Annotated in this window: 6 protein-coding genes; 4 read left to right on the forward strand and 2 right to left on the reverse strand. The window is 39.1% G+C overall.

Annotated features, from left to right (window positions below; genetic code table 11):
• Positions 1–266 precede the first annotated feature (266 nt).
• The 4 genes from KO509_RS11820 (at position 267) to KO509_RS11835 (ending at position 8,507) form a co-directional block, all read left to right on the forward strand.
• A complete protein-coding gene (locus KO509_RS11820; protein ID WP_215973474.1) occupies positions 267–1,802 on the forward strand; it encodes an MBL fold metallo-hydrolase in 1,536 nt (511 codons plus the stop codon).
• A 1,222-nt stretch (positions 1,803–3,024) separates the two neighbouring features.
• A complete protein-coding gene (locus tag KO509_RS11825) occupies positions 3,025–6,531 on the forward strand; it encodes a carboxypeptidase-like regulatory domain-containing protein (protein WP_215973475.1) in 3,507 nt (1,168 codons plus the stop codon).
• A gap of 156 nt (positions 6,532–6,687) precedes the next feature.
• A complete protein-coding gene (locus tag KO509_RS11830) occupies positions 6,688–7,239 on the forward strand; it encodes a hypothetical protein (protein ID WP_215973476.1) in 552 nt (183 codons plus the stop codon).
• Between the two features lie 416 nt (positions 7,240–7,655).
• Positions 7,656–8,507, forward strand: a complete 852-nt coding sequence (locus tag KO509_RS11835) for a tetratricopeptide repeat protein (protein ID WP_215973477.1) — start codon at positions 7,656–7,658, stop codon at positions 8,505–8,507.
• 799 nt (positions 8,508–9,306) lie between these two features.
• Here the strand turns inward: KO509_RS11835 and KO509_RS11840 are convergent.
• On the reverse strand, positions 9,307–10,908 hold the full coding sequence (locus tag KO509_RS11840) for a cytochrome c peroxidase (RefSeq protein ID WP_252727534.1): 1,602 nt from the start codon (positions 10,906–10,908) through the stop codon (positions 9,307–9,309).
• Positions 10,909–11,841: 933 nt separating this feature from the next.
• A partial coding sequence (locus tag KO509_RS11845; RefSeq protein WP_215973478.1) for a type II secretion system protein N occupies positions 11,842–12,372 on the reverse strand: 531 nt, incomplete at its 5' end.

Genomic DNA, 12,372 nt, shown 5'->3' on the forward strand with positions numbered 1-12,372 from the left:
GCGAATTTATTCGCCTAATAATAAGAGCAGGCGACATTTGTCGTCACTACTTCACCCTACATACGCCCTACATAAGCCTCTACATTCACCCTATATACGCCTTAACAAAAAACATTGTTAGGCGAAGGTGAACAACATCACCGTAGGGGCGAATTTATTCGCCTAATAATAAAAACAGGCGACCGTTATTCAGAATGACAACCGTCCAAGACGGTAAATATGCTAAAGATCAGCTATACTCGAAAAACATAAGCAAAGGATTATTTATGAACATTCAACATCACGGTGCGGTAAATGGTGTAACTGGCTCATGTCACCAACTGCATATCAATAAACAAAACTCACTCCTTATTGACTGTGGCTTATTTCAAGGTACAGAAAAAGATGCGGACTTTAGCCTTGAATCCAATAGCGAGGTGAACAATGCCGCACAGCTCACTATCGACTTTGACATAAGCACAGTACGGGCACTCATTGTTACCCATTGCCATATTGATCACGTTGGTCGAATACCTTATTTACTCGCGGCAGGTTTTCGTGGGCCAATATATGCCACTAAAGCGACTGCTCAATTATTACCTATGGTCATTGAAGATGCTTTAAAAGTTGGTGTTACTCGCAATAAATCAATTATTGATGCCTGCTTAAGGTTGTTAAAAACACAACTTATCCCCGTAGGTTATAAACAATGGCAAACGATAGACTTAACTAATAAAGCTGTCGCGAGTAAATTAGGCACAACCGCTAAAGTTAAATTTCAAATGGCAGGACACATTTTAGGCTCTGCTTATATAGAAGTAGAAATAGCAACACCAACAATAACCGCGACTAACCATAAACATCGCATTGTATTCTCTGGTGATTTAGGTGCGCCATATGCACCTTTATTACCAGCACCTAAAAGTCCTTACCGCGCAGACACCTTAATTATAGAATCAACCTACGGTGATAAAAACCATCAAGGTAGAAAAGCGCGTAGCCAACAATTACAACATATTATAGAAAAAGCCGTGGCCGACAATGGTGTGGTACTTATTCCAGCCTTTAGCATTGGTAGAACACAAGAGTTATTGTACGAACTTGAAGGAATCATCTTTGAGCAACAACGCTCCCAGCAACAAAAATCTCAACAAAAAACAAAGCCAGCAGCTCAAGCTCATCAGCTGGCAACAATGTGGCAAAACATCGATATTATTGTCGATTCACCTATGGCGGCAAAATTTACTGAACAGTATCGAAACTTTAAAACCTTATGGGACAAGGAAGCGAAACGTAAACTTAAGGCTGGTCGTCATCCTTTAAACTTTGAACAGCTTTATACCGTTAATAGTCATCAAGAGCACCTTGACACTATCGCTTATCTAGCCAAAGGGCGAAATTTCACTAACGCCAAACCCGCTATTGTTATAGCCGCGAGTGGTATGTGTAGTGGTGGCAGAATAGTCAATTACCTTAAGCAGTTTTTAACTGACAGCACTACCGATGTGCTTTTTGTAGGCTATCAAGCACAAGGAACCTTGGGGCGCAGTATTCAACAATACGGGCCAACACTCGCACAGCCCAATAAACAAGGTTATGTTTATATTGATGGTAACCGGGTAACAATTAATGCCATGGTGCATACTATTAGTGGATACTCCGCCCATGCCGATCAAAATGGCCTCGTTAATTTTGTTAAGCGTATGCATCATAAACCACAGCATATAAAAATAGTGCATGGTGATGAAAATGCGAAACAAGCGTTAGCACAACAGTATCAACAATTATTACCAACGGCTAAAATAGAAATTCCAACGGGCTAATAAAGTATATGGGCACTTGTATGCGAAATTAAAGTAAGTCCTTTATTCCCTTTATTCATAACTAAAGAACAAGCACTAAAGAACAAGTGTTAAAGAATGTGCGTAGAAGATAAAAGCACACATAAAATATAAAGGGTCAACCTAAGCAAATTAATCACACCGTAGTTACAAAGTAATAGCAAAGCAATAACAGCGCAACAGTCCTGAATTTCATAATTTATTCGTTAAAATGGCTAATAACATGAATATAACCATTTTACCGGCTGTTTTTTCATCATAGTTAATTTCTCTTCAGGGGAATTAAGAAATTTTTCTAATTCACTTTACTATTATGAATCTCACTCAACATGCTCATAAAATACGTCACACTAAAGTAGGTATAGTTAAGCATTCCTATGTATCGTTAGGTGTAGCCAAGTACAGCCAAGCCCAATCATGCTTAATCAACCATAAATAAGGTACGTGAGTTCAAATAAACAGCGATAATGTTACACACAGTAAACAGTAAGGTAATAAAAGAACAAAGTTAAAGTTGAAGAATAAAGTCATAAAAAACCATGTAGAAACCAACAAAAATTTAACAAAAAAATAACATACGAAACAACAGGTAACATCTTAGGTGGAACTTTTTTCTCGTACACTGTTTGCAACACTATTACCGTGTGATTAGCTCGTTAGTTTGCAGTTAGTACAATCGATTTTATCTTAAGGTTTTTGGGGTGGATTACGTGCAGCTATTGATACTAAAGGCTTGTACAGTAGTTGCTCTAGTCAATATAGACGGTTGACAAATGCTGAAATAGCAAGCTCGCACAACAAGCAATAGCCAGATCTGATCACCAGATTACAACAAATTACAATTTATAATAAATTTGTCGCTTATATATAAGAAATAATTAACTTTATGTGTTGATTATTAAAAAATATAAAGTTACTATCTTTTTGAAACATGTAGGTTGTAGGTGATATTTTGTTTTACGTATTTTGTGATTTGTTGCGTAAAGTTCAGTTTGAAGCAGAATTCCAACATGATATTGTTTCAGGTTTAAAACTATAAACAACATGTTTCTACAACAAAAAATATTTGCCAATAAAAACATGATGGCAGATACTTTTTGTGCGTAAAGCATGATAATGTTGTAAACCGAAAACACGATTTAAATGTACTCATATGTTGGCATATGAAGTATTAAAGTAATATTTAAGTGATAGGAACACTATAATGGTTAATAAAACTCAATTTTATAAAACAAAAGTAGCACTCGCTGTTGTACTAAGTTTAGGCTTAGCAGCATGTGGCGATTCAGACGGCGATGCAAATACATCAACTTCAGAATCTGTAGTTGAAGACAATGGTGGTAATACAAGTGAGCAAGCACAAGGTACAGGTACTGTACAAGGTACTGTTCTAGATACTAACGGTTTACCAGTAATGGGCGCTACAGTGTCATTAGCTGGTAGCACAGTAACAACTGATGCGAGTGGTTACTACCACTTTACTAGTGTTCCATTATCTGGTGTAGATGGTTCTAATAATACTACAAGCAATGGTTCAGCTTACACAGTTACAATTACAGGCCCAGACGGCTATGCTAGCGGTACAGTAAGTGTAACTACTAATAATATCCAGATTGATTCTGGTAACAACGGTTCTAATACTGAAGATTCTACCAATAACGGTGAGCAAATCACTTGGTTTGACGGTTTCTTAGCACAAGCAGAAACAGCTAACTTACCAATGTTCTCAGCTCAAGTAACTGGTGTTTTACGTGACTGTAACACAGGTGCTGCTTTACCAGCTGGTGTTAAAGTTGCTTTAGACTTTACTGCAGTAACTAGTACAGGTACAAACGGTAATACTAGTGTAGACCTAGGTGTTCCAACATTTACTACAGTAACTGGCGAAAATGGTACTTTCTCTTTTGATGCATTACCTACTGACTCTGATTTAACTCTAGCAGTTGAAGGTTATGCTGCAGCAAATGGTAGTTCAGTAGAATTTGAAGCAACTGCAATTAGCACTATTTCTGAAGGTATCGTAAACAACCTTGGTGATATGGAAGTTTGTTTAATCACGTCTAACGACGATGTTGAACCATACATTGCAAGTGTAGCTGGTTCAATTGATACAATTGAAGCTGCTGATAATTATCAATATGTTGTATTAAGCAAAGGTATTGATGGTACTACAGGTATCACACTTAACTTTAACGAAGCTATGTCAGCTGCAAACTTCGACGCATCAGACGTTGTTGTTACAAAAGCAAGCGGTTCTACTTCTTCACAAATTGAATTAGATATTGCTCTTAATACTGATGGTACTCCAAATGTAACTTTAGCTGCTGACGGTATGTCGTTAACAGTTGTTCTTGCTGATGCATTAGACGATGGTCAACGTTTCTCAGTTTGGTTCCCACAATGGCAATACACTGATACTAGCGGTAACGTAATTGTTACTGGTGATGCAGACGTTGTAAATGCTGGAGCTGCAGCTGGAACTGCTGATACAACTGAAGATGATCTTGTTATCGATGATGGCGCTGACTTCGGTGGTAGTACTGAATTCGGTATCGCAAGTGATGTATTCTCTCAACAAACTGGTAAAATTGGTTACATCCGTACACGTCTATGTACTTATGTTGCACCATCTGAAACACCAACAGGTCTTACTGCTGAGCAAGAAGTTAAAACATTAGATTCTTCATTATTAGCTGTTAGCCCTCTTTGGGAAAACTCAGCGTCAGGTACTGACAATGTAACTAACTTAAACGGTCAAGAAAGTACTGTTGCTGGTAAAGATACTGGTGAACGTTTATTAGAACGTTTTGGTTCTGCTGACTTAACGTCTATCACTAACAACACAGCTGTTATTGTTGGTTCAGTACAAAATGCAACAAATGTTGTTGCTACAAGAATTAAAGGTTCTGGTAACAACGGTTCAGATACTCCTTCTTCTACAGGTGCATTTGAAATTGCTGTAACAGCAACTACTCACGGTTCTGAATACCTAATCACTCCAGAAGGTGCTTTCGGTGTTACTGGTGATACAATCACTGTAACAGTTGAAGATAAAGTTGCTCCTACAACTATCTTACAAGAAAACTATGAATTATGGGCTCTTGAAGGTGATTACTCAGCTACAACAGCTGACGCAGGAATTGGTGCTGCTGGTTCAGGTGGTGAAGTAACTGAAGGTAGCGTAAGTGGTGATGAGGGTGACCCAATCATCTACATCCAACCACGTCACTTATCACCAACTTCAGATACTAACCTTTCAGAACGTTATGAAGAATTTGACGCGTTTGCATTTGATGTAACTAATGGTTTCACAGATCCACAACTTGCTAACGATATTAATGAAAACCAATTATATTCTGGCCCAGGTTTTGCTGCTTGGACTGGCCGTGGTAATAGCTTAGGTGTAGCTTTCTCAGAAACTATCGCTGTAGGTGCTACTTCTCCAGTAGAATCAGCGTCAGTTGACCTTACACTTACGGGTGTATTAAATGGTTTAACTACAGATATCGATGGTAACTTAATCGTAGGTACTGTTGATACTGCTGGTAACACTGAGATTCCTAAATCAGGTCAAGATTTAGCACGTTTCACTGTTGCTGACATGATTGCTTTTGCTAACAACGACCACAATGAAGCGATTGACTTCACTAACGGTTCAATTGTTGATGCTCGTGGTAACTTAGCTAACGCTAACTCAGCAGCACGTGTTGTTATTAAAGATGCAATGCCAGCATTCGTAACTTCTGCTCGTTGGGATGGTTCTAACATCATCATTAACTTCAATGAAGCAGTTAGCCCGAAAAATGGCGACGTTTTAAGATTAAGTGACTTAACTGGTGTAACAGCTACTTACCCACTTACATTAAGCTCTACTGCAACTTCTCCTACTGAAGGCGCTTATAGCTTAAATGTTGCAGGTGATGAGTTAACTGTAGCAATTGATGCATCTAACATGTCTGGTCTGTTCCAAAACGGTACTAACGATGAGTTTGTATTCGATTCAGATGGTGATACAACTACTGAGAATCACTTAGCGTTAAACTGGGATGATATTGAAGATACTCGTGGTAACAGCTGGTCAACATTTGACCGTGATGAGAATTCTGCTCTTACAGTAGATTCAGATGCTGATTTAACTAATGATCGTTTTGGTCGTTACTTAGTTGATGCACCTCGTTTCATGCTTTACAACGATGTTGGTATCTTTACTATCACTAAGCAAACAATCGGTTACTCTGATGCTGCTGCTACACCTGCTGGTGATGATGATGGTGTTGTAACTGTACGCTTTAGTTTCAGTCATCCAATTGATTTAGCAGATGATAATGATTCTACTACTGCTGGTGATCAACGTTCTGATATTCGTCATGCATTAGATGACGCACAAGCAGGTGACTATAACGGTTCATTAACGTTATCAGCTGCTCAAGCGAACAACATCTTCCAATATGCTGCTGATGGTGTTGAAGCGAATAGAACTAACTTTGCTAACGGTGCTTCATTTGCTGCATCATTTAGCTCAGACTATAAAGTTATTTCTGTAACTATGCATGAAGCGGCAAATGGTGGTACTGCTACAGGTATCGTTGCTGGTACTTCACGTATTTACTTCTGGGAAACTGTAACTAACGATGCAGCCTTAGCTGTAGATAGTGCGATTACAGATGAAGTATTATCTGCTGAAGCATACACAGTAGTTAACTCTAACTAATATTGGTTAATACCAAATATTAATTAGTTACAAATATTGTGAATAAAAAGGAGCCTTAGGGCTCCTTTTTTATTTATAATATATCGTCTCAGTTTTCTTATAAAACTAGCTAACTTTCTCATTATATTAATTTATAAAATTTCAAAGAGGTACACGATGAAAAAATTATTACTTTCGGCTGTTGTCAGCACAGTATTACTTAGCGCCTGTAGTGAAAATAACGACAGCGCGTCTATGGACTCTGCTACGCAACAAGGCAATAGTGAAACAGTAGCTGCATTACAAAAGTCAGGCACAGGCATACAAGGCGCTTGGTCTTTTTGTCATGATAAGAAATTAGCAAAAGAAGACGTTGTTGAAAGTTGTAATTTATACGACAGCTATTTATGGCAATTTGATGACGGTGAAATCACGGTAGGCAAAGTAGCAAAACCGTTAGTCACTGAAAATTGTACAACGCAATGTTACGACGCAGCCTTAGCTGAGCTACAAGTCAAAAATTTAGCGAGTGGCAGCTATACTAAAGAAGACTATGCGGTAATTATTGACATTACTGACAGTAACGATGAAGTTAACTTTCCTAAATGCCAAGTTAGATGGAATATTATCGATCAAATTGATGATCAACATCAGCAATGGCAGTTAGAAAATGTCAATTGTACAACCCCTATTTTTGACTTCACCACTTGGGTTAAAAAAATTAACTAGATTTTAGAATGGATTAATATAGAGCGTTGCTATTAACCCATTTACAGAATGACGGACTCTATCCGTCATTCTGAACTTGATTCAGAACCCCAATCGTCATTCTGCATTTTTGTTTCGTCATCCTACGCACTATTCAACCACACGCATGAGATTCCGTATTAAGTGATCTACGGAATGACAAAGGAAGGGCAGCGGAGTGATGACTAATGTCGCCTGTTCTTATTATTAGGCGAATAAATTCGCCCTTACGTTGATGTCGCTCACCTTCGCCTAACAATGTTTTTTGTTACGGCGTATGTAGGGGCGACTTCAGTCGCCATTCTGAACTTGATTCAGAATCCCAATTTACAAGTGAGGGGATTTTAGCTAAAGTACCCACCCAATTACTTAATACTCTTATTAGCGGTATAAACACTATGCGTCAATTTATTATTCTATTGATTATCACGTTATCGATTACTACCATTTCCTTTTCATCAAATGTATTTTCACAAAACTTGGATCTAGATAAACTGACAGCTTTGGCGGAAAAAGGCATTCCGACACAACAATACAATCTAGGTTTCAGTTACTTTCATGGTCAAGGCGGAATACCACAGGATAAAGAAAAGGGCTTGTTCTGGTTGAATAAGGCTGCGGAAGGAGCTAGCGGAGCTGTTCTGTATAAGATTGGCCGTTTATATGAGATGGGGCAAATCTACCCGCAAAACGCTGAAAAAGCATTTGAATACTATTTACGATCTGCAAAAGCAGGTGATCCATACGGTACGACCAATTTGTCACTTATGTATATCGAGGGCCGCGGTGTAGAAAAAAATATTGAAGAAGGCATTAAATGGGCAGAAAAAGCGGCTAATAAAGGCTTTGTTAATGCGCAAGTCAACTTAGCAATATTGTACAGTACTAAGCACAATAACGATGCCGACAATGCTATTTATGATGAAGAAAAGGCAATGTATTGGTTTGGTGAAGCGGCACAAAAGGGGAATGTATTAGCGCATTATGAACTAGGTAAATATCACCTGAAAAATAAAGAATACGATAAAGCTTTTGGAAATTTCGATGAAGCAGTTGAAGGTGGAAATACAAACGCAATGATTATGTTGGCGATGATGTTTGAACAAGGTTTAGCAACTGAACAAAGTTCAGATAAAAGTTTAAAACTATTGACGCTGGCATATCAAAAAGGTAATAAAAAAGCAGGGCATTATTTGAAAGCGTTTAAAACACAAAATATTAAAAAATCGCAACCTGACTCAAATAAGTAGCTTTAAGTGTTGATTTAATAATATTGTAATTATCATGAGTATGGATTGACCATACTCATGAATCCCCGCTAAACAACCATTGTTACCCTGAACAACCGTCGTCATTCTGAACTTGATTCAGAATCCCATTCGTTATGCTCAATAGTTGATTAACTACTATGCAACCACACGCACAAGACTCCGTATTAAGCCACCTACAAAATGACGAAGCTAGAGGCGTATGTAGGGCGTATGTAGGGGCGACTTCAGTCGCCTGTTATTATTATTAGGCGAATAAATTCGCCCCTACGGTGATATCGTTCACCTTCGTATAACAATGTTTCGTTCGCCTAACAATGTTTTATTAAAGCGTATGCAGGGTGAATGTAGGGCGTATGTAGGGGCGACTTCAGTCGCCTGTTCTCATTAGGCGAATAAATTCGCCCCTACGGTGATATCGATCACTTTCGCCTTAACAATGTTTTTGGTTAGAGGTATGTAGGGGCGACTTCAGTCGCCTGTTCCTATCATTAGGCGAATAAATTCGCCTCTACGGTGATGTCGATCACCTTCGTCTAACAATGTTTTGTTAGGTCGTATGTAGGGCGTATGTAGGGTGAATGTAGGGGCGACTTCAGTCGCCTGTTCTCATTATTAGGCGAATAAATTCGCCCCTACGATGATGTCGAGCACCTTCGCCTAACAATGTTTTTTTAGGTCGTATGTAGGGGCGACTTCAGTCGCCTGTTCTTATTATTGGGCGAATAAATTCGCCCCTACGGTGATGATAATCAATTATTGATTGGGTGTTTTGTATGACTTATAAATAATTACCATCTTGATCAATTGCATCTAAGCGTAAACCATCAGGGTTATTATCATTCTCATCAAGAATCCATTGGCTCATACATTCTCTGTCTTCAACACAAGGATCCGTTAATGTTTCAATAAAGGCGACTAATTCAGCAACCTCAGTATCCGTGAGAGAGATATCTTCAATACTTGGTATACCTGCAGCGCGATTTTGAACGAGTTTATCAATAGCTCGTTGAGTGAAAATAACACTATCTGTGGCATGAATTGCAGGATTTAACTGTGACCAGTCGTATTCATCTAATGCTTGTTGCGGATTTAAATGGGTACGAATAGCATGGCTAAGAGTTTTTGATGCACCAGAATGCCCCCACGGACCTGTGGCAGTAACATTGAGTAATGAAGGCGTTCTAAATGCGAACATTTCATCTTCGTTAAGGCTTTCTCTATAGCGACCAAAATCTTCAGTACCAGACTCGCCATCGCCTTTACCGCGACCCAGTTGGATCATACCAATAACATGAAAGTCTTCGTCAGTGAAAAAGTCGCCGCTGTGACATGAACTACAGTTTGCACCACCATTTTCTTGGCTATTAAAAAAGAGTTTTGCACCACGTTTGGCTGTCTCACTAATTGCGTCGTTATCACCTTGCACATATTGCTTCCAAGGTGTTTCTACAAACACTTGTGATCTTTCATATTCAGCAATGGCTTGAGCAATGTTATTGTAGGTAATTAATTCTTCTGCCGTGCCATCAGGCGCATCAAAGCCTTGTTGAAATTCTACTAACCAGTCATTTACTGCTAACATGCCCCCTAATGGGTTACCGTAATTACCAATACGTTGAGCTAAATTATCGCGAACTTCTGCGTTAGTTGTACCTTCAAAGTTAGTGTAGTTTTTCATTTCTTCGTCTGAAGTGACAGGAAACCTTGCTTGTGCGGCAACTAAATTGATACCCGCTGAGCTATCACTGGTACCAAAAGCAACATCAGGGGTGCGAATACCTAAGCCATCGTTACCGTTCTTTTTTGGCGTTTTTCCTAAACTTTCTACACGACCATCATGAAACATGTAGTTATCCCAAAGGGCAATGTTGAACGTTGTTGGTGAGTTTCTCGGTACAGTTGCAGCACCACTGTAATAATGTTCACCTGTAACACTGTGAACACGACCGGGGCCTAATAAATCAGGTTGTTCGGCATCTACACCAACAGGTAAAGCAAGATCATCACCACCACCTAACATAGGATGATGGCAGCTAACACAAGCAGAATCTAAATCGCCACCTAAGCTTTTAGTATAAAATAATTTCATACCTAATTGAGCTTGTGGGTCGTCAATGCTAGGTAGTTCTCGGTCAGTACTTGGATCACCCGTTAATTTTTGCGCAGTAATGATTTCTCTAAGTTCAGTGTCTAAAGTGATAACAGGATCTACTGGAGTATTATCATCTGTATTTGAATTATTGTCGTTACAACCAGCTAAAAATAGTGACAAGGCCAACATGATTGAACTATTTCTTAGTATTGTTTTAAAGCCCTTTTTTGGCGAGTTCGATAAAGCTGAGCTGATAAAGTGTGAATTGTTTAGTGAAAGATTACTCATTTCAATCTTCCGTGATAGATTTCGGGACATGTTATTTTTCGCCATTTTATTTAAATTAATTCATTATTAATTTTAAAGTCGCTTAATTACCAATTTATGCTTATATAGCACTTAATTTACATGTAACTTTACTTATCAACTTTATTTATAAAGGAATGTAAACTTAAGTTTAATTGGTATAAATGCTACTTAAAATTTCAAGCAACAAAATATACGCATATTTGAAAATAACACAAGAATATTTTGTTACATTTAGCGTAGTAATGCGCCTAGGGGGCATACAATCACACGCACAAGATTCCGTATTAAGTGACCTACGGAATGACGAAGGAAGGGCGTATGTAGGGCGTATGTAGGGGCGACTTCAGTCGCCTGTTATTATTAGGCGAATAAATTCGCCTCTACGGTGATGTCGATCACCTTCGCCTAACAATGTTTTTTGTTAGGTCGTATGTAGGGGCGACTTCAGTCGCCTGTTCTAATTATTAGGCGAATAAATTCGCCCCTACGGTGATGTCGATCACCTTCGCCTAACAATGTTTTTTGTTAGGGCGTATGTAGGGGTGACTTCAGTCGCCTGTTATTATTAGGCGAATAAATTCGCCCCTACGGTGATGTCGATCACCTTCGCCTAACAATGTTTTTTGTTAAGGCATATGTAGGATGAATGTAGGGCGTATGTAGGGGCGACTTCAGTCGCCTGTTATTATTAGGCGAATAAATTCGCCCCTACGGTGATATCGGTCACCTTCGTCTAGCAATGTTCTTTTTTAAGGCGTATGTAGGGTAAATGTAGGGGCGACTTCAGTCGCCTGTTCTCATTATTAGGCGAATAAATTCGCCCCTACGGTGATGTCGAACACCTACGCCTCACAATGTTTTGTTAGGGCGTATGTAGGTCGAATGTAGGGCGTATGTAGGGTGATTAGCCAATTAAAAAACTAAACGATAACGACCACGGCTATCAGGTGTGCCTAAAAAAGGTAAGGCGTCGTTAAGGGCGCTTGGAAACTTAGGGCCGGGCTTTAAATAACCTTTGCCAGAGGCTTTACCATTTTGACCAACAGATGCGGTAAAGGTTAAGCCTAAATCATTTTTTGGCGACATAACCAAAGTTAATACGCCGTTCGCGCAGCTAATGTCTGCGTTGAGTTGACCTAATGGCACCGTTTTATCTAATGCGGTTATGCCGGCTTTCGACCATGCACCATTACCTGTTGCACTAATACATTGGTTGTTTTTAGTGAGGTCAATTTCTGCTGCAGATACCATTAATTCAACATCACCTTGCGCTAGCATAGGTAAAGGCAGTGGTAACTGCTGTGCTACTTCGTTAGCACTTACTAGCAAGTTAAGATTGGTTAGAGTGGCTTTTTCTGAGGAAAGCGCTAAGTCAAACTTGCCTTCAGGACCTGCTTTAAATGGGTCACCAAAAGTAATGGCGAGTTTAGGCGTTAAGCTTAA

The sequence above is a fragment of the Colwellia sp. C2M11 genome (assembly GCF_018860915.1).
In the GTDB taxonomy this organism is placed as follows: Bacteria; Pseudomonadota; Gammaproteobacteria; order Enterobacterales; family Alteromonadaceae; genus Colwellia.

What these genes read in the sequence shown, in the direction of transcription:
- KO509_RS11840 (WP_252727534.1), bottom strand. Translation starts at nt 10,908, where the DNA reads ATGAGTAATCTTTCACTAAACAATTCACACTTTATCAGCTCAGCTTTA.
- KO509_RS11830 (WP_215973476.1), top strand. Translation starts at nt 6,688, where the DNA reads ATGAAAAAATTATTACTTTCGGCTGTTGTCAGCACAGTATTACTTAGC.
- KO509_RS11825 (WP_215973475.1), top strand. Translation starts at nt 3,025, where the DNA reads ATGGTTAATAAAACTCAATTTTATAAAACAAAAGTAGCACTCGCTGTT.
- KO509_RS11820 (WP_215973474.1), top strand. Translation starts at nt 267, where the DNA reads ATGAACATTCAACATCACGGTGCGGTAAATGGTGTAACTGGCTCATGT.
- KO509_RS11835 (WP_215973477.1), top strand. Translation starts at nt 7,656, where the DNA reads ATGCGTCAATTTATTATTCTATTGATTATCACGTTATCGATTACTACC.